This window comes from Croceicoccus naphthovorans (assembly GCF_001028705.1).
GTDB lineage: Bacteria > Pseudomonadota > Alphaproteobacteria > Sphingomonadales > Sphingomonadaceae > Croceicoccus > Croceicoccus naphthovorans.
On the sequence record NZ_CP011770.1, the window covers coordinates 225,934 to 243,008 of the forward strand.

The 17,075-nt window shown below is 63.4% G+C and carries 15 protein-coding genes; all 15 read right to left on the bottom strand.

The window, feature by feature from the left end; genetic code table 11:
* Positions 1-128: 128 nt before the first annotated feature.
* Positions 129-572, bottom strand: coding sequence for a cyanase (cynS, locus tag AB433_RS01165; RefSeq protein ID WP_218916907.1), 444 nt, complete (start codon positions 570-572; stop codon positions 129-131).
* 26 nt (positions 573-598) lie between these two features.
* Positions 599-2,410 (bottom strand): bifunctional protein-serine/threonine kinase/phosphatase, encoded by a 1,812-nt coding sequence (locus AB433_RS01170; protein WP_082134730.1) that lies wholly within the window; start codon positions 2,408-2,410, stop codon positions 599-601.
* Positions 2,411-2,458: 48 nt separating this feature from the next.
* Positions 2,459-3,289 carry a formate/nitrite transporter family protein gene (locus AB433_RS01175; protein ID WP_047819596.1) on the bottom strand — a complete coding sequence of 277 codons (831 nt, stop codon included), beginning with the start codon at positions 3,287-3,289 and terminating at the stop codon, positions 2,459-2,461.
* 25 nt (positions 3,290-3,314) lie between these two features.
* Complete coding sequence (locus AB433_RS01180; RefSeq protein WP_047819597.1) at positions 3,315-4,541, bottom strand: hypothetical protein; 1,227 nt, start codon at positions 4,539-4,541, stop codon at positions 3,315-3,317.
* Positions 4,542-4,790: 249 nt separating this feature from the next.
* Positions 4,791-6,473 (bottom strand): ABC transporter ATP-binding protein, encoded by a 1,683-nt coding sequence (locus AB433_RS01185; RefSeq protein ID WP_047819598.1) that lies wholly within the window; start codon positions 6,471-6,473, stop codon positions 4,791-4,793.
* Positions 6,474-6,495: 22 nt separating this feature from the next.
* Positions 6,496-7,569, bottom strand: a complete 1,074-nt coding sequence (locus tag AB433_RS01190; RefSeq protein WP_047819599.1) for an ABC transporter permease — start codon at positions 7,567-7,569, stop codon at positions 6,496-6,498.
* Positions 7,570-7,613: 44 nt separating this feature from the next.
* Entirely contained in the window at positions 7,614-9,044 is a 1,431-nt protein-coding gene (locus tag AB433_RS01195; protein WP_047819600.1) for a CmpA/NrtA family ABC transporter substrate-binding protein, read from the bottom strand.
* A gap of 228 nt (positions 9,045-9,272) precedes the next feature.
* The gene (locus AB433_RS01200; protein WP_047819601.1) at positions 9,273-10,481 is read right to left on the bottom strand and encodes an ABC transporter substrate-binding protein; all 1,209 of its coding nucleotides are present in this window, start codon (positions 10,479-10,481) and stop codon (positions 9,273-9,275) included.
* Between the two features lies 1 nt (position 10,482).
* Positions 10,483-11,058, bottom strand: coding sequence for an ANTAR domain-containing response regulator (locus AB433_RS01205; RefSeq protein ID WP_047819602.1), 576 nt, complete (start codon positions 11,056-11,058; stop codon positions 10,483-10,485).
* A gap of 176 nt (positions 11,059-11,234) precedes the next feature.
* Entirely contained in the window at positions 11,235-11,474 is a 240-nt protein-coding gene (locus AB433_RS01210) for a hypothetical protein (RefSeq protein ID WP_156170635.1), read from the bottom strand.
* Positions 11,452-12,489, bottom strand: a complete 1,038-nt coding sequence (locus AB433_RS01215; RefSeq protein ID WP_047819604.1) for an ABC transporter ATP-binding protein — start codon at positions 12,487-12,489, stop codon at positions 11,452-11,454. Before AB433_RS01215 ends, AB433_RS01210 begins: the two co-directional genes overlap by 23 nt.
* A 3-nt stretch (positions 12,490-12,492) precedes the next feature.
* Positions 12,493-13,326: a carbohydrate ABC transporter permease gene (locus AB433_RS01220; RefSeq protein WP_047819605.1), complete on the bottom strand. Its 834-nt coding sequence runs from the start codon at positions 13,324-13,326 to the stop codon at positions 12,493-12,495.
* The gene (locus AB433_RS01225) at positions 13,323-14,246 is read right to left on the bottom strand and encodes a carbohydrate ABC transporter permease (protein ID WP_047819606.1); all 924 of its coding nucleotides are present in this window, start codon (positions 14,244-14,246) and stop codon (positions 13,323-13,325) included. The genes AB433_RS01220 and AB433_RS01225 overlap by 4 nt, the downstream gene beginning before the upstream one ends.
* The gene (locus tag AB433_RS01230) at positions 14,243-15,553 is read right to left on the bottom strand and encodes an ABC transporter substrate-binding protein (protein ID WP_053058924.1); all 1,311 of its coding nucleotides are present in this window, start codon (positions 15,551-15,553) and stop codon (positions 14,243-14,245) included. Before AB433_RS01230 ends, AB433_RS01225 begins: the two co-directional genes overlap by 4 nt.
* The gene (gene ggpS / locus AB433_RS01235; protein WP_047819607.1) at positions 15,553-17,073 is read right to left on the bottom strand and encodes a glucosylglycerol-phosphate synthase; all 1,521 of its coding nucleotides are present in this window, start codon (positions 17,071-17,073) and stop codon (positions 15,553-15,555) included. The genes AB433_RS01230 and ggpS overlap by 1 nt, the downstream gene beginning before the upstream one ends.
* Positions 17,074-17,075: the final 2 nt, after the last annotated feature.

The window sequence follows — 17,075 nt, forward strand, 5'->3', positions numbered from 1 at the left end:
CGCACCCTACGATGGGCGGCGCAATCACTGCGTTGGCTTAACTATATCCGATTCGCGTCGTGCGCGGCAAGCCGTTTTTTGCATTGCAGCAGACCTTGCGACCTGCCCCGCCTGCCGCGCACGCCCTCTCACCAGCTCTTGTAAGGCAGGAACTTTCCGCTCATCACCACCTCTACGCGGTCGCCTTTCGCATGTTCGATCTTGTTGATTTGCATGTCGAAATCGATTGCCGACATGATGCCGTCGCCGAACTTTTCCTGTACCAGTTCCTTGAACGCCTCGCCGAAAACGCCGGTAATCTCGTACCAGCGATAGATGCACGGATCGGTCGGCACTTTCTGGGCGAAAAGTTTCGTCGGATACTCGCTCAGCACCACGGCGGCCTCTGCCGGAAGGCCGAGGAAGTCGACGACTTTGCCCGCGGCATCGGGCAACAGCGAATTCATACCGAGGCATGCGGAAGTGCAGAATACTTCCGAAAGGCCTGCCGCCGCCGCGATCTCGGCCCATTTCACCTTGTTCTCGCGCATTTTCGCGCGGATCATCGTCGTTACGTCGGGCTTGGTCATCATGGTTCGGGTCTCCTTCGTCGATAAGGTCAGGACAGGGCGAGGTCCGGCCGCGTCAGGATCGCCAGCACCAGCGCCACGGCCAGCAGCATCGCGATGGTGCGCCAGTCGTTCGCAGTGCCGCGCTCCATCAGCGTGCGGGTGTCGGTCACCAGCGCGCGGTTGGGATGGGCAAGGTCGTAGGTAAACTCGCTCAGCTCGGTGTAGCGATGCGTCGGATCGATGGCGCAGGCACGGGCGATGGCGGCGTCCATCCACGCGGGCACATCTGGCGCGGTTTCCGTGATCGGGCGGTATTTCAGCTTTTTCTGCGCCGCTGGCGTCGTCGCGTTGGCAAGGCGCGGGCCATAGGGCAGTTCTCCGCCGGTCAGCATGTGATAGGCGATGACGCCCAGCGAATAGATGTCGCTTTGCGCGCTTGCATCTTCGCCTAACCAAACCTCTGGTGCGGCAAACTGCACGGTGCCGGCAAAGATCGCCTCGCCCGCCGTGCCGGGGGCCAATTCCTCGATCCCCGCAACCGATGTCGATCCGAAGTCGATGATCGTCACCGTGCCGTCGCCGTCGATCATCACGTTCTTGGGCCGCAAGTCGCGGTGCACCATTTCCTTGCGGTGCATGGCCAGCAGGCCCGATGCGATCTGGCGTACGATGTCGCGTACGGTGTTCAGTTCTGGCGCGGGGTGATCCGCGATCCATTCGTCCAGCGACTGCCCTTCGACGAACGAAGACACCGCGAAAAGATGCTGCCGCGCGCGTTGCGGGCCCGGCGGCGGGGCGAGCACGTTCTGGTGCGCCATGCGCCGCATCACCCATTCTTCCAGCATCAGCGCCGATAGCTGGGCCGGGTCGCTGCCGTGTTCGGTCGACGGCACCTTCATCACTGCCTTGGCGCCGGTCAATTCGTCGCGGACCAGATAGACCTGGCTGCGCGACCCGGTATAGAGCCGTCGCAGCACGCGATAGCCTTCGAACTGCTCACCCGCTTCCAGATGCGGCGCAGGTGGTAGCGCCGCGTCGGCGCCGACAAGGTCCGTAATTTCACCGCTGGGCAGCGTTTCGATCCGCACGAGTTGCGCGGTCAGATTGTCGTCGCTGCCCGCCGCCAGTGCCGCATCGCACAGTGCGCGCGCGGCGTCGTCCAGCGTGTCAGCCGCAATGATGATCTTCGCGATTTCGTTGCCGGACAATGCCTCGTGAATGCCGTCCGTCGTTAGCACGAACAGGTCGCCCGGTTGCACCGCCACTTTCACGTAATCGATCTGGACGTTTCGCGTTACGCCCATCGCGCGGGCGAGGTAGAACTTGCCCCCACCCGCCGATACGCGGTGCGGCTGGGTCAAGGGTTCCAGCGTAGTGCCGACGATCCGCGCAATCTGCGCATCGCCGACGTGGAAAAGGTGTGCACTGCGCGATTTCAGCACCATCGCCGACAGTGTGCAGATCAGCCCTTCAGCCTCGCGGCTTTCGTCGCTGGTCGGGCCGTGACGCGTATTCTGCGCGTGCATCCAGCTGTTCGTGGCGGCGATGACACGCTCACCCGATTGGCGCACCGACCATGCGCCGGACGTGGAATAATAGTCGGAGAGGAAGCTTTTGACCGCCGTTTCTGCCGCCGCCGCGCCCAGCGCGCTGGTGGAGATACCGTCGGCAATGGCGACGGCCACGCCCTTGGTGACCAGGTCGTCGCCGTCGGGCGCCCAACACCCATGAAAATCCTGGTTTTCAGGCTTGCTGCCAGCGGTCGAATGCTGGCCGATCGAAACGGACAGGGCCCGGCTGCCGGGGGTCACGGCAAAAGCCCTGTCCGCATCGAGGAAGGAATGACGGGGAGGACCCATTCGGATTGCCTATCCTCCCCGCTCATTCCCGATCGCGGCGTCCAGCCGTCAGGCCGCGATCTTCAGGTCTGCCGGCGTGCGGCTCTTCGACGTGCGATAGTGCGTCGAATAGAGCATCAGGCCGACGAAGGTCAGGCCGCCGACAAGGTTGCCGAGGACGACCGGAATCTCGTTCCACAGCAGGTAGTCGCCGATCGAGAAATCGCCGCCCATCATCAGGCCCGACGGGAACAGGAACATGTTCACGATCGAGTGTTCGAAGACCATGTAGAAGAACAGCATGATCGGCATCCACATCGCGATGATCTTGCCCGACACCGTGGTAGAGATCGTGGCACCGACGACACCGGTCGCGACCATCCAGTTGCACAGCATGGCGCGCACGAAGATCGTGATCCAACCGGCAAGGCCGTATTCGGCGTAACCGACCGTTCGCGCCTCACCCATCGTCGCGAACATCATGCCGACGGGGTTGGTTTCGGCGGCAAAGCCATAGGTCCAGTAGATCGCCATCATCACCGCCGTGGTCAGCGCCCCGGCGAAGTTGCCGGTGAACACCAGCCCCCAGTTGCGGAACACGCCGCCCCATGTGCAGCCCGGACGCTTGGCCCAGACGGCGAGGGGGCAGAGGACCATCACGCCGGTCAACAGGTCGTAACCCAGCAGGTAGAGCATGCAGAAGCCGACCGGGAACAGGATGGCCCCGGCCAGCGGCTGGCCGGTCTGTACGTTGATGGTGACGGCAAAGGCGGCGGCCAGGGCCAGCGTGGCACCGGCCATATAGGCGCGGACCAGCGTGTCCTTGGTGGACATCATGATCTTCGTTTCGCCGCTATCGATCAGCTTCGGCACGAATTCCGAAGGCGCAAGGTAAGACATTGCACTTACTCCTTTTCTTCAGTTTTCAGTAGGCGAAGCTCACCTGCACCCAGAGCTTCTCGGTATCGGTGCCGAAGTCTTCGGCATCGTAGTTGGCGTACTTGATCAGGAAGGGATAACCGCCAAGCTTGAAGCCCGCCGTCGCGTCCCATTCGCTGCCGTAATCAAGCCCGCCGACATCGCTTTCGAACTTGTGGTAGGTGACGCCCAGGGTCACGCCCTTGAAGGCGTATCCGAGCGAGCCATAGTAATCCTCGATCCCCGTGGCGGGGGTGTTGAGGAACAGGTCGGCGAAACCGTTGAACTTGTGCAACGTGGCCATCGGGGTGGAGAACCCGATCAGCCCGTCGTCGCTGCCCAGCTTTTCGTATCCGGCGAGCAGTTTGACGCCGGAGATCACGGTGCCCAGTTCGCCGTTCAGGTAATCGGCGCTGTAATCGATGGTGTCGCCATCAAGGTCGGACTGCTTGGCATAGCTGGCCGTGAAGGTCAGGGCGATCGGGTCGCCCAGCGGGATCTTGCCGCTTGCAATGGCGCCATAGGTCTGGCTGGAGCGCGCAGGGGCGGGTTCGTCATCATCGTAGTCGAGGATGTAGGCGAAGCCGGTCAGGTCGACACCCGCGACCTTGACGCCCGCGTTCAGCAGGATGTGCTCACCCTCCATCGCGCGGCGGGCATCGGCGTCCATGCCGAAGATAGAGCGTTGCGAGATGGCGTAAGTGCCATCGAGATAGGCCGGGCCGATTTTTACCGTGGCGCGCGCCGCGTCGAAGGTCTGCTCGTTCTGGCGCCAGCCGACGTTGCCGACGAAGCGCGAGTTGCCCAGCACGATCCGCTGGCGGCCCACGGTCACCGATCCGAACTTGCCGAAATAGCCGACCTGCAAGCGGTTCAACTCGACATTCTCCGGGTCGGCGATGACCGAGTATTCCGGGCGACGCTGGCTGGCGTCGATGGGAAAGGGATAGGCGTTGTAGTTGTCGACGATAGCCAGAGTGCCCTCGGCCTCGGCCAGAACCGAAAAACCGCTCGCCTTGATCTCCGCACCGGCGCTGACACTCACCGTGACCGCATCGGCATCGAGGTCGATGTCATCCTGATCGACCGCTTCATAGCGCAGCACGCCTTCGATGATCGGGTCGATCGTCACGCCGTCGCCAATGGCGATCGGGTCGCCGGGTTTGGCATAGGCCGTCCCGGACATGGCGAGGCCCGATGCCGCCGCCGTAAGCAAGAGAATGCTTTTCCTCATGTATTCGCCTCCATCTGACCGGGCGGTCCCTCATGCCCGGGTGTCCTGAAAATGATGGCAGGGCATCGTTGCCCGCCGCTGTTTCGGGGGTATCGGGCGGCATCGCCCGTCCGTTTCAGGACCGCATCAGAAGGGGCGCCATTGCCCGTCCCTTGCCCCGCAGGTCGCAGGGCGCGGTGTGATATGGCGGAGCCGAGGGGTCTAGCGGCTCCGCGACCCGACCGTCACCGACCGGGTGGAGAGTTCGGTTCAGGCGGCCTTTGCCGCCGGACCATGATCGTATTCGGCAAGGAAATGCAGAACCTCCTGCCGGTATTGGTAGAACTGCGGATGCTCCAACAGCGCCTTGCGGTCGCGCGGACGCGGCAGGTCGACCTTCAGCACCTTGCCGATGGTGGCATTGGGGCCGTTGGTCATCATCACCACGCGGTCTGCCAGCAGGATCGCCTCATCCACGTCGTGCGTGACCATGATCGCAGTGACCTTGGTGCGGTTCCACACTTCGACCAGCACATCCTGCAAATCCCAGCGGGTGAGCGAGTCCAGCATGCCGAAAGGTTCGTCGAGCAACAGCAGGCGCGGGCTGAGCGCGAAGGCGCGGGCGATGCCGACGCGCTGGCGCATGCCATTCGACATTTCCGCCGCCATCTTCTCTTTCGCGTCGATCAGCCCGACCCGGTCGAGATAATAGTCGACGATGTCGCGGCGCTCGGCGCGGGATGCGTGGGGGTACACCCTCTCTACGCCGAGCGCCACGTTCTGCCTGGCCGTGAGCCACGGCATCAGGCTGGGGGCCTGGAAAACGACGGCCTTGTCGGGACCGGCGGCGCTGATCTCTCGGTTATCCAGCACGATGCCGCCGCCGCTGATCTCGTTCAGGCCGGCCGCCATGGTCAGCACGGTCGACTTGCCGCAACCGGAGTGGCCGATGAGCGAGACGAACTCGCCCTTGTCCATGATCAGGTTGAAATCGTCGACGACCTTCAGCGGGCCGTTCGGCGTAGGGTAGACCTTGTCGAGCTTGAAAAATTCCAGATAGCGGTTCTCGACATTGGTCTTGCCGGCTTCCTGATAGGCCTTCGGTGGAGGTGCAAGGTCGAGCGGGGCGACGCCCGGAAGCGCGGTGGCGCTCTCGCCCACGGTCGAACTCTCGGCGTTCAGCGTCGAGAGATAGTTGACGATCCGATTTCGAAGGGCCTTGAAATGCTCATCGTCGTTCACGCCTTCGCGGTCGCGCGGGCGCGGCACGTCGACTTCGAAGATCTTCCCGATCCGGGCCGCAGGGGCCGGGGTCAGCACCGCGACACGGTCGGCGAGCAAAAGCGCCTCGTCCACGTCGTTGGTAACGAGGATGATCGTGCGCTTCTCCTCCTCGCGAATGCGCTCTATCTCGTCCTGCAGCTTGGCGCGGGTCAGCGCGTCGAGCGCAGAGAGTGGCTCGTCGAGCAGCAGGATTTCCGGCTCCATCGCCAGCGCACGGGCCACGGCAACGCGCTGGCGCATGCCGCCCGAAAGCTGCGCGGGCTTGCGATCCATCGCGTGGCCAAGGCCGACGAGCTCGACCTTCTGCTTTACCAGTGCGGCGCGCTCGACCTTGGACTTGTCCTTGTGCACGGCATCGACGGCCAGCGCGACGTTTTGCTGCACCGAAAGCCACGGGAACAGCGAGTAGGACTGAAACACGAGGCCGCGTTCCTTGTCCGGCCCGTCGATGGGCTCGCCGCGTAGCAGGATCTGGCCATCGTCAGGCTCGACCAGACCGGCGACCGTACTGATAAGCGTGGTCTTGCCCGCGCCGGAAAAGCCGAGGATCGCGATGAATTCGCCCTCCGCGACGTCCAGCTCGATGCCGCCCAGCACGTTGGTCGTGGTGCCGGTTTTGCCGGTATAGCTTTTTGTCACGCCCTGCAGCGAAAGGATCGGCTGTTCCATCACGGTTCTCCTTCGCCCCCGATCAGATCGTGCGGTTCTTGGAAACGAGTGCCTGCAGCGCCATCATGATCCGGTCGAGCCCGAAGCCGATGAAGCCAATGACGACGACGGCGAACATGATGCGGGCGAGCGACTGGCTGGACCCGTTCTGGAACTCATCCCACACGAACTTGCCGAGGCCGGGGTTCTGGGCGAGCATTTCCGCCGCGATCAGCACCATCCAGCCCACGCCCAGCGACAGGCGCATCCCGGTGAAGATGTAGGGCAGCGAGGCAGGCAGGACGAGCTTGGTCAGCTTGGCAAAAGTGCCCAGCTTCAACACGCGCCCCACGGCCAGAAGATCCTTGTCGATGCTGGCCGTGCCGACGGCGGTGTTGATCAGGGTGGGCCAGAGGGAGCAGAGCATGACGACCAGCGCGGAAATCACGAACGCCTTGGGCAGCAGCGGATCAGCGTTGGTGATCATGGCCGAGATAACCATCGTCACGATGGGCAGCCATGCCAGCGGGCTGACCGGCTTCATGATCTGGATCAGCGGATTGATCGCAGCGTTGAACAGTGGCGACAGGCCTGCCGCCAGTCCGATCGGCACGGCAACCAGCGTGGCAAGGATAAAGCCCAGCGCCACGGTCTTCAGCGAGGTGAAGATCTGGTCGAGGAAGGTCGGCGCACCGGCATAGGTAAAGTCGCGCACGCCCGCCGGGTTGCCCGCGGCGATGGCGGCGGTGTTTCGGGCATTCTGATCGGCGTAGAACTGCGCCTCGGCTTCCTTGCCCGCGACCCATTCGTCATAGAGCGCAACGCCCTGTTCGGCGACTTCGACCGGCCCTGGAAGCGCCCCCAGAGAGGTATCGACCTGCGGCGCCAGCACGCCCCACAGCGCAAGGAAGGCGAGCACGCCCAGCACCGGGGCGATCAGGCCCTTGGCAAGGGCCGCACCCTTCGCCACCGCCGGGTTCGGCTTCTTCGGCTCTGCCGTTGCGGTTTCCGCGTCTGGCACGGCGACCTTGCCCCCGACAGAGACGGATCCGGAGCCGGTAGCGCCTTCCATCGTGGGGGTTTCAGGGTCGTGCCTGTCTGCGAATACGGTGGCCATGATCGATAACTCCTGAGGCAATATCCGGGTGTCGGTCCCGGTTGTTACTTCACGCCCGACGCGGTCACGGTCTGGCCCTGCTTCAGGCCGATCGGGAACTTCGCAAGGTAGGCGTTCGGCGTCTTGCCATCGAATGTGATGCCGTCGATGAAGCCGCTCTGCTCACCGCGATAGCCGTCCGTTTCGGGCACGCTGGCCGCCGGGATCACGCCATCTTCAACCAGCTTGTTGGCGGCGGCAAGATAGAGATCGGGGCGATAGACCGCCTTCGCGGTATCGGCGTACCACTGGTCGGTCTGGTCCTGCGAAATCTGGCCCCAGCGGCGCATCTGGGTCAGGTACCAGATCGCGTCCGAATAATAGGGATAGCCTGCGTACTTGTCGAAGAAGATGTTGAAGCCCGGCGCGTCGCGGGTGTCGCCCGGCGCAAAGGTGAACTTGCCGGTCATCGACGCGGCGATCACGTCGTAATCGGCACCGACGTAGTTCGACTGTGACAGGATCTTCACCGCTTCGGGCCGGTTCGCGCCGCCGTCGGCATCCAGCCACTGTTGCGCGCGGATCATGGCACGCAGGATCGCGGCGGTGGTGGCCGGGTATTTCTCGGCAAAGTCCTTGCGGATGCCGAAGACCTTTTCCGGGTTGTCGTTCCAGATTTCATCGTCGGTGATGACGGGCACGCCGATCTTCTTGAAGACGGCGGCCTGATTCCACGGCTCACCGACGCAATATCCTTCGATGGTGCCCGCTTCCATCGTGGCGGGCATCTGCGGCGGCGGGGTGACGGAAAGCTGGACATCGGCATCGACGGTGCCGCCGACATCGCCATCTGTGTAATAGCCGGGGTTCAGGCCACCGGCGGCAAGCCAGTAGCGCAGCTCGTAGTTATGGGTCGAGACCGGGAAGACCATGCCCATCTTGAACGGCTTGCCCTGTTCGTTGCGGGCCTTGACCACCGGCTTCAGCGCGCTGGCGCTGATCGGGTGCTTGACCTTCCCACCCTCCATCGGAAGGTCGCCCTTGATCTCGTCCCAGACCTTGTTTGACACGGTTATGGCGTTGCCGTTGAGGTCCATCGACAGCGGGGCGATCAGGTCGGCCTTGGTGCCGTAACCGATTGTCGCCGCAATTGGCTGACCGGCCAGCATGTGCGCGCCGTCAAGCTGCCCGCCGATCACGCCGTCGAGCAGGACTTTCCAGTTCGCCTGCGCTTCGAGTTCGACGTTCAGGCCTTCGTCGGCGAAAAAGCCCTTTTCCTTGGCGATGGCGAGCGGGGCCATGTCGGTCAGCTTGATGAAGCCCAGCTTCAGGTTCGGCTTTTCGATCGCGCCGTCGACACTGGCCGCAGTGACATTCTGCGCGGCGGGGGCGTCGCTGCTCGACCCGCAGCCTGCAAGGGCAAGGCTGGCGGTAATTGCACCGATGCCTGCCAGGGCGACCCGCCTGCTGAAACCGAAACCGTTCGCTGAACGCATTGTTACTTCCCCGTCCTGACGCAAACACGAAAAAGCCGCCTCGATCAGACCCCAACGGGATCGTATCGGGCGGCTACGGTGCCACGCGTGATGAAATTGGTGAGCGGCGATGATCAGGGCCACCATCCGTGGTGGCTATCGATCGCTCGGCCATCTTTCTATGCGATTCGCGGCATCGCGGTAAAGCCCTTTTTGCATTGCAGCAGGAAATTGCCCGACTTCAATTGCTTAGCCGCCCTCGGCCAAATAGGCTTCAACCCGGTCGGGGTCGAACACCTTGCCGTCGAAAAAAGTGTTCGCGGACAAGGTGATATCACCTTGCTGTGTGCCCACAGCCAGCGGTCCGGCAACACTGCCTTCAACTTTCGAACTGGCGCCGGGAAGCGGATCGCCGGTGCCGATTAGTGCGCTGCGGTAAACATCCGGGCGAAACACGCCGGCGGCGGCTAGGGCGTCTGCGGCGGTATAGGGCAGGTGGTCCCAGCGGCTCATCTGGCTGTAGAGCCACATCGCCTGACTGACCCACGGGAAGTTCGCCGCCTCACTGTGCTGAAACATGAAATCGCCATAGTGGATCGGCGCGCTGCCCTTGCTCAATACCAGCTTGTCCGAAATGGCGCGGCCGATCACCTCTGCATCGGCGTCGCAATATTCGGGGCGGGCGAGGATGCGGGCATTCTCCGCCCAGTTTGCCGGATCGACGAAGTGCTTGCCAGCCTTGCGCATCGCGCGGATCAGCGCCTCTGTCGCGTCGCGTCGCTCGTCCAGCACAGGCTCCCGCATGGCCAGCACCTTTTCTACCCCGCGCCGCCAGATCTGCGCGGTGGCCAGCACGATGACGCCGACCCCGCGGTCGACCGCGATGCTGTTCCACGGCTCACCCACGCAGGCCCCGTCGATCTCTCCGCCGGCCAGCGCATCGGCGGTAAACGGCGGGGCGACGGTGACGATCTCGACATCTTCGTCCGGGCGGATACCGCAGGCCGAGAGCCAGTAACGCAACATGTAGTTGTGGCTGGAATAGCGATGGACGACCCCGAAGCGCAGCCGCCGTCCGGCTTCGCCGCGCGCCTTGGCGACTTTGGCCAGCGCCTCGCCCACCTTGCGCGGATCGCCCAGCGCACCCGGCTCGGCGATACGCGTTGCAAGCTCGCTCGACAACGTGACCGCATTGCCGTTCAGGCCCAGCACGAAGGGTACTGCCAGCTTTTGCGCAGGCCGCCCGCGCCCCAGCGTCGTCGCCAAGGCCAGCGGGGCGACGAGATGTGCCGCGTCGGTATGCCCGTACAGCAAACGATCGAGCACCGTCGCCCAAGACACGTCGCGCACGAATTGCAGGTCCAGCCCCTCGTCGGCAGCGAATCCGTGTTCGTGCGCAAGGATCGGCAGGCAGGCATCGACAAGTGGCAGGAACCCGATGGTCAGCGTTTCGGTCACGTCAGTCTCCCATCAGTTCGTGAGCGGTGACCACCGCTTCTGCTATGTGCACGATCTTGCGCGACGAACTCATCGCCTTGCGACGAAGCTCGGCATAGGCCTCTGGCTCGGTTACGCCCTTGGTGTTCATCAGGATGCGCTTCGCCTTGTCGATGGTATCCCGCTCGGCCAGTTTGCCGCGCGCTTCGTCAAGATCGGTCTGAAGCCGGGCGAAAGCGTTGAAGCGCTTGATCGCAACATCGACCAGCGGGCGAATGCGCCCCGCCGCCAGCCCGTCGACAACATAGGCGGAAACCCCCGCATCGATGGACGCGGCAATGGCATCGTCGTCGCTTTCGTCGACGAACATCGCGATGGGCTTGGCCAGCGCGCGGCTGACCGCGAAGTATTCTTCCAGAACGTCGCGCGAAGGGTTGCCGAGGTCCATCAGGACGACATCGGGCTCGATCTCGGCAATGCGGGCCAGCAGCCCGTTGCGCTGCGAAACGACGAATATCTCGCACCCTGGAAGATCGGCCAGGCCATCTTCCATGATCGAGGCGCGCATGGCGCTTTCGTCGACGATGGCAATTCGCATGCGCGTCTTGTGCAGCGCACCATCGGCTTTGACAAGCGGGAGACTGTCCTGAAAACCTAGATCAGGCCGTCGGTCGTGCACGGCTACTTGCGAATGCGCGTGCCGGTGGCGTGGATCACCGCGTTGGCCACCGCCGCGTTCATGCCCGTAATGCCCGGCTCGCCAATGCCCTTGTTTCACAGCCCGCTGAGATCGGGATCGCGTTCGGGCATCGCGTCGACCGAGTTTATATCGGCGTTCACCGGAATCAGGTATTCGGCGTGTACCCGCACCTCCACGAATTGTGTACCGAACGACGCGCGGATCTTGTCCTGCAACCGCGTGCCGCCGACCGAGCGGCCCTGCCCGCGCGACAAGCCCGATCCGCCCGCCCGCTGGCCGGGCAGTAGGCGTTTACAGCCGCTTGCCGCTGGCATCGAACAGGTGCAGCCTGTCGGTCGGGACGCGGACCGACAGCTTATCGCCTTCGCTGCCGGAATAGCCGCTGCTGCGAATGGCGATGGCGGTCTTGTCCGCCAGTTCGGCATGGACGATGCGCGTTTCGCCCAGTTCCTCGATCCCCGTCAACGTCGCGGGCAGGCCTTCGTTGGCGATTTCGAGGTCCTCCGGACGGATTGCGATCTGGCTGGGCTTTGCGCCTGACGGCAGGGCTATGCGCTCTCCCCCGGACAGTACGGCATCGCCCCCTTCGACGCGTTCGACTGCCAGGAAGTTCATGGTCGGCATGCCGAGAAAGCCCGCGACATAGGCTGTTGCGGGGCGGTGATAGAGTTCGGCGGGTGGGCCGACCTGTTCGATATGCCCGTCGTGCAGGATGACCATCCGGTCGGCCAGGCTCATCGCCTCTACCTGATCGTGCGTCACATAGATCATCGTTGCGCCCAGCGACTTGTGCAACTGGCGGATCTCCATGCGGGTGCGGGTGCGCAGCGCGGCGTCCAGGTTGGACAGCGGTTCGTCGAACAGGAACACGTCAGGTTCGCGAACGATGGCGCGAGCGATGGCGACACGCTGCCGCTGGCCGCCTGATAGCTGGCCGGGTTTGCGATCCAGCAGCGCCTCGATCTCCAGCATCGTCGCAGCCCGTTGCACGGCCTCTTCGGTGGCGGTCTTGCCGATCCTTTTCAGCTTTAGGCCAAAGGCGATATTTTCGCGCACGGTCATGTGCGGGTAGAGCGCGTAGGACTGGAACACCATCGACACGCCGCGTTCGGATGGCGGCGCATCAGTGACGTCGCGGTTGCCGATGCGGATCGTGCCTTCGCTCGGCTGTTCCAGCCCGGCGATCATGCGCAGCAGGGTGGACTTGCCCGACCCCGACGCGCCGACGAAGACGACGAATTCGCCGCTTTCGATGGCAAGGTCGACCTGTTTGATCACCTCGGTCGGGCCGAAGCGTTTGGCGATACCCTCTAGGCGGACGGAAGACATGCGTTACCCTTTCACCGCGCCTGCGGTCAGCCCGGCCACGAGTTTTCTCTGGAAGATCAGCACCAGCACGATCATCGGCACCGTCACGATGACCGACGCAGCCATGATGTTGCCCCAAGGCAGTTCGTACTGGCTGGCCCCGGTGATCAGCGCGATGGCGACGGGCACGGTGCGCTGTTCGTTGGTCAGCGTGAACGACAGCGCGAAGAGGAACTCGTTCCACGCCGCGATGAAGGCGAGCAGGCCGGTCGTGACCAGCGCGGGGGCGAGCAGGGGCAGGAACACCTTGGTCACGATGGTCCACGATGATGCGCCGTCCATGATCGCGGCCTCCTCGATCTCCACCGGCAGGTCGCGCATGAAACTGGTCAGCACCCAGACCGTGAAGGGCAGGGTGAAGATCATGTAGCTGAATACGAGCGAGAGCAGGTTGTTGTAGAGCCCGAACAGGCGCACGATCTCGAACAGGCCCGACAGCACCGCGACCTGCGGAAACATCGACACGCCAAGGATGGTGTAGAGCAGCAGCCGTCGCCCTTTGAACTTCGCCCGCCCGAAAGCATAAGACGCGAAGGTCGCCAGCCCCAATGATAGCACGACGACCGAGAACGCGACGATCAGCGAGTTCAGGATGTTCTTTGCAAACGGCTGATCGGTCATCACCGCGCGATAATTCGCCAAAGTCGGATCGCCGGGCCACAGCGAAGCCTCGAATATGGCGGAACCTTCGCGGAAAGAACTGACTACCGCGTAATAGAACGGGAACAGCAGGAACAGCGCGACGACGATCCACAGCAGGACGAGTGCGCCATTCTTGATCAGGCGGTTCGATTTCATGCCGCCTTCTCCTGACCCAGAGGTTTCAGCGTCATGATGTAGATCACGGTGATCATCGCGATGATCAGGAACAGTCCGGTCGATGCGGCGGACCCGTAACCGACGTCCTGAAATGACACGAGAGCCTGCCGTGCAAAGACCGAGAGCGTCATCGTCTCTTCGCTCGATCCGGTCATCACGTAGACGAGGTCGAACATGCGCATCGCGTCGAGCAGGCGGAAGATCACTGCGACGACCAGCGCGGGTTTGATCAGCGGCAGTGTAACTTTGAAGAACACTTTTACTGGGTGGATGCCGTCAACCTTGGCGGCCTCGTAGATTTCCTTCGGCAAGGTTTGGAGCGCGGCCAGCACCAGCAGCGCCACAAAGGGTGTCGTCTTCCAGACGTCGACCATGATGATCGAGACCATCGCAAGGCTCGACCCGCCCAGCCACGCGATCGGCCCGTCGGTGAAGCCAGCGCCTTCCAGCATCGCGTTCACCACGCCGAACTGGTCGTTCAGCATCCACTGCCAGATCTTCGCCGAAACCACCGTCGGGATCGCCCACGGGACCAGCATCGCCGCACGCATCAGGCCCCGCCCCGGCAGCGAGGCATTGACGATCAGCGCCACGATCACGCCCAGCACGAGTTCGAGACTGACCGAAACCGCAGCAAAGACCAGCGTGTTCCACAACGCCCGCAGCCACTGCGGATCGGTGAAAATACCGTACCAGCGCCCTTCGGCATGGACGACGAAGTTGTCGAACCAGATGAAGTCGTAAGTGGTGAGATCGACCAGGGTGGCGTTGGTCATCGAAAACCAGATCGTGCGCGCCAGCGGCCATGCGGCGACAACGGCTAGCACCACCAGCATCGGCGTGACGAACAGCCACGCAGACCGTGCGCGGGCGGCGTCTATGGCGGAGCGGCGGCTCATTCGGCCTGCTCCGACCAGCGCGCGCGATAGGCGATGCGCGCGATCTCGTCCTCCAGCCGGGTCAGCGCGGGGCCGGCCTTGCTGTCGCCTTGCAGCACGTCGTAACTCGCCCGCCAGATCGCGTCGGATACCTGATTGTAACGGGCACCTGCCGGACGGGCGGGGCGGGCCACGGCATTTTCGAACGCGGGATAAAGCGTGGCGAAGAACGGGTTCGCCGCGATGACTTCGCGATCGTCGTAAAGCGCGGTCAGCGTCGGGTTATAGGCGCCGACGATGGCGCGGCGCTTCTGCTCTTCGGCGCGGGTGAGATAGCGGACGAGATCGATGGCTTCCTCGCGGTGGCGCGAGTAGCGCGATACGGCAAGGTGCCAGCCCCCCAGCGCCGCCGCGCTCTTGCCATCCGGTCCTTTCGGCAGGGCGACGACGCCAACCTTGCCGCGAACCGGGCTTTCCGCGCCCTGCGCCAACGCCCAGGCATAGGGCCAGTTGCGCATGAAGACCGCGTTGCCGGTCTGGAAAACGCCGCGAGAGGCTTCCTCGTCGTAATTCAGCACCCCGCGCGGGGCGATGGTGCCGATCCAGCCCGCCGCGCGGTTCAGGGCGGTGCGGGCCTGCGGATTGTCTGCGGTGAATGCCCGGTCAAGGCCTAGGAAAGACCCGCCGCCGTGGGACGCCACCCATTCCAGCGCGTTGCAGGTCAGCCCCTCATAAGCCTTGGCCTGAAAGACATAGCCCCACAGGCGGCCGTTGCCTTCGGCCCGCTCCGCCTTCTGGATCGCGGTAGCGATGCGGGTCAGGTCGTCCCACGTCTTGGGCGGGGCGTAGCCGTATTTGTCCAGCAGGTCCTTGCGGTAATAGAGCACGCCCGCGTCGATGTACCACGGCACCGCGACCAGCTTGCCGTTCACCCGGTTGTTCGCGCCCAGTGCCGGGAACATCGCGTCGACACGGTCGCCCAATGGTTCTTCCAGATCGGCAAGATGCGATTGCAGCATGCCCGCCCAGACCACGTCGATCTGCAGCACGTCGATGTCGGCGGACTGCGAGGATAGCAGCTGAACGTAAAGCTGGAACCGGTCGCTCGACGAATTGGGCGTGTTGACGATCTCTACCGTGTTGCCCGTCTGCGCCGCCCATTCCTGCGCGGCATCGCGGCACAGTTCCAGCTCTATGCCCAGCGCCCCGCAAGCGATGGCGATATGCGCGCCGCCTTCCCGCTGCGCTTGCGCCGGGCCAAGCGCGACCAGCGCGGCAAGCGCAGCCGCCACCGATTTCCACGATGCGAAGAGGCCGCGAAGCCCCATCAGGCCGCTTTTGCGTCGGCTTTGTCTTCCTTCGTTTCGAACCCGACGCGGGCGAACGAGGCGAACAGGCTGTCGATCCAGTGCACGATGTCATAAGTTTCGACATCCGCCCGCATGCGCTTCATCCGGCCCGAAGCCTCCAGATCGTCCATCCCCAAAGCTTCGTCCAGCGCGCGGTCAAGGTCGCGGTGGCCATAGGGGTTGGTGTAGATCGCCTCGGGCAGCTCCACCGCGCAGCCGGCGAATTCGGACAGGATCAGCTTGCCCGGTTCCCCGTTCTTGGCCGCGACGAATTCCTTCGCCACCAGATTAAGACCGTCGCGCAGAGGCGTGGTGATGCAGGTATCTGCGGCGCGGTAATAGCTCATCAGCTTTTCAAACGGGATGGCGTTCGAATAGAGGACGATGGGCGTCCAGCCGAGGTTGGAATAGAGCCCGTTCACCCGTCCGACGAGCTGTTCGATTTCCTTCTGCGTCTCGTCATAGATCGCCATGCCGCTGGCCGCGCGGACCGATACGCAGAGCATCTTGATCTTGCCGCGCAAGTTGGGTCGCCGGTCGATCAGGCGCTCGAACCCCTTCAACGCCTCGATCGTGCCCTTGGTGTAATCGGTGCGTCCCACGGTGACGATCAGCTTGCGCCCGTCGAGCCGCCCGAGAATGCGATCCTCCAGATCGACGGTGTTCTGATGGTCGAGGATATCGTCGATAAGGTGCACGTCGGCCCCCACGGGCGAAACGTCGATGGCGATCTCCCGGTCGCCCAGCTTCAGCGTGCGCGGCATCTGCGGTTCGGACAACGCCTGCCCCGGAACGTTCAGGTGCACCGGTGTCTCGACCACTTCGCTTATTTCCGCCCCGGTCAACCCGCGCGCAACGTCGGTGAAGTTCTTCGCATAACGCGGGATGTGAAAGCCCACGAGATCGCAATCGAGCAGCGAGCCCAGGATATCCGCGCGCCAAGGCAGGATGTTGAACACGTCCTGCGAGGGGAAGGGCGTGTGGTGATAGAACGCGATCTTCACGTCGGGCCGGATCTGGCGCAGGTAATGCGGCACCAGCCACAGGTTGTAATCGTGGATCCAGACCAGCGCGCCTTCGTCGGCCTGCTCGGCCGCGGCCTCCGCGAAGAGACGGTTCACTTCGTGAAACGTGCGCCAGTCGACGTTGTCATAACTGAACAGCCACGGAAAGCTGTGCAGCACCGGCCAGAACGCCTCTTTCGAGGTGACGTGATAGAAGCTGGATGCCTGTTTCTTCGTCAAAGGCAGACGGCGGACGTGGAAGCCTCCGTTGTCGTCGTCGATGTGGACGACGCGCTCGAAATCGGGATCGCCCGGTTCATGCTCCTTCCACGCGACCCATGCGCCGCGTCCCGGCTCCAATCGCTTGAAAAAGGCCTTCAGCGTCGGGACGATGCCGTTCGGGCTCTTGTTCGCGCGATAGACGGTTTTGCCCCCCTCCTCGAACTCCTCGTAAGGCTGGCGGTGATAGACGATGACGAGTGACGATTTTTGCATAT

Excerpts from the sequence above, each read along its gene's own strand:
- cynS (WP_218916907.1), bottom strand. The coding sequence starts at position 572 with ATGATGACCAAGCCCGACGTAACGACGATGATCCGCGCGAAAATGCGC.
- AB433_RS01170 (WP_082134730.1), bottom strand. The coding sequence starts at position 2,410 with ATGGGTCCTCCCCGTCATTCCTTCCTCGATGCGGACAGGGCTTTTGCC.
- AB433_RS01225 (WP_047819606.1), bottom strand. The coding sequence starts at position 14,246 with ATGAGCCGCCGCTCCGCCATAGACGCCGCCCGCGCACGGTCTGCGTGG.
- AB433_RS01175 (WP_047819596.1), bottom strand. The coding sequence starts at position 3,289 with ATGTCTTACCTTGCGCCTTCGGAATTCGTGCCGAAGCTGATCGATAGC.
- ggpS (WP_047819607.1), bottom strand. The coding sequence starts at position 17,073 with ATGCAAAAATCGTCACTCGTCATCGTCTATCACCGCCAGCCTTACGAG.
- AB433_RS01180 (WP_047819597.1), bottom strand. The coding sequence starts at position 4,541 with ATGAGGAAAAGCATTCTCTTGCTTACGGCGGCGGCATCGGGCCTCGCC.
- AB433_RS01185 (WP_047819598.1), bottom strand. The coding sequence starts at position 6,473 with ATGGAACAGCCGATCCTTTCGCTGCAGGGCGTGACAAAAAGCTATACC.
- AB433_RS01220 (WP_047819605.1), bottom strand. The coding sequence starts at position 13,326 with ATGAAATCGAACCGCCTGATCAAGAATGGCGCACTCGTCCTGCTGTGG.
- AB433_RS01230 (WP_053058924.1), bottom strand. The coding sequence starts at position 15,553 with ATGGGGCTTCGCGGCCTCTTCGCATCGTGGAAATCGGTGGCGGCTGCG.
- AB433_RS01195 (WP_047819600.1), bottom strand. The coding sequence starts at position 9,044 with ATGCGTTCAGCGAACGGTTTCGGTTTCAGCAGGCGGGTCGCCCTGGCA.
- AB433_RS01190 (WP_047819599.1), bottom strand. The coding sequence starts at position 7,569 with ATGGCCACCGTATTCGCAGACAGGCACGACCCTGAAACCCCCACGATG.
- AB433_RS01210 (WP_156170635.1), bottom strand. The coding sequence starts at position 11,474 with ATGCCAGCGGCAAGCGGCTGTAAACGCCTACTGCCCGGCCAGCGGGCG.
- AB433_RS01215 (WP_047819604.1), bottom strand. The coding sequence starts at position 12,489 with ATGTCTTCCGTCCGCCTAGAGGGTATCGCCAAACGCTTCGGCCCGACC.
- AB433_RS01205 (WP_047819602.1), bottom strand. The coding sequence starts at position 11,058 with ATGCGAATTGCCATCGTCGACGAAAGCGCCATGCGCGCCTCGATCATG.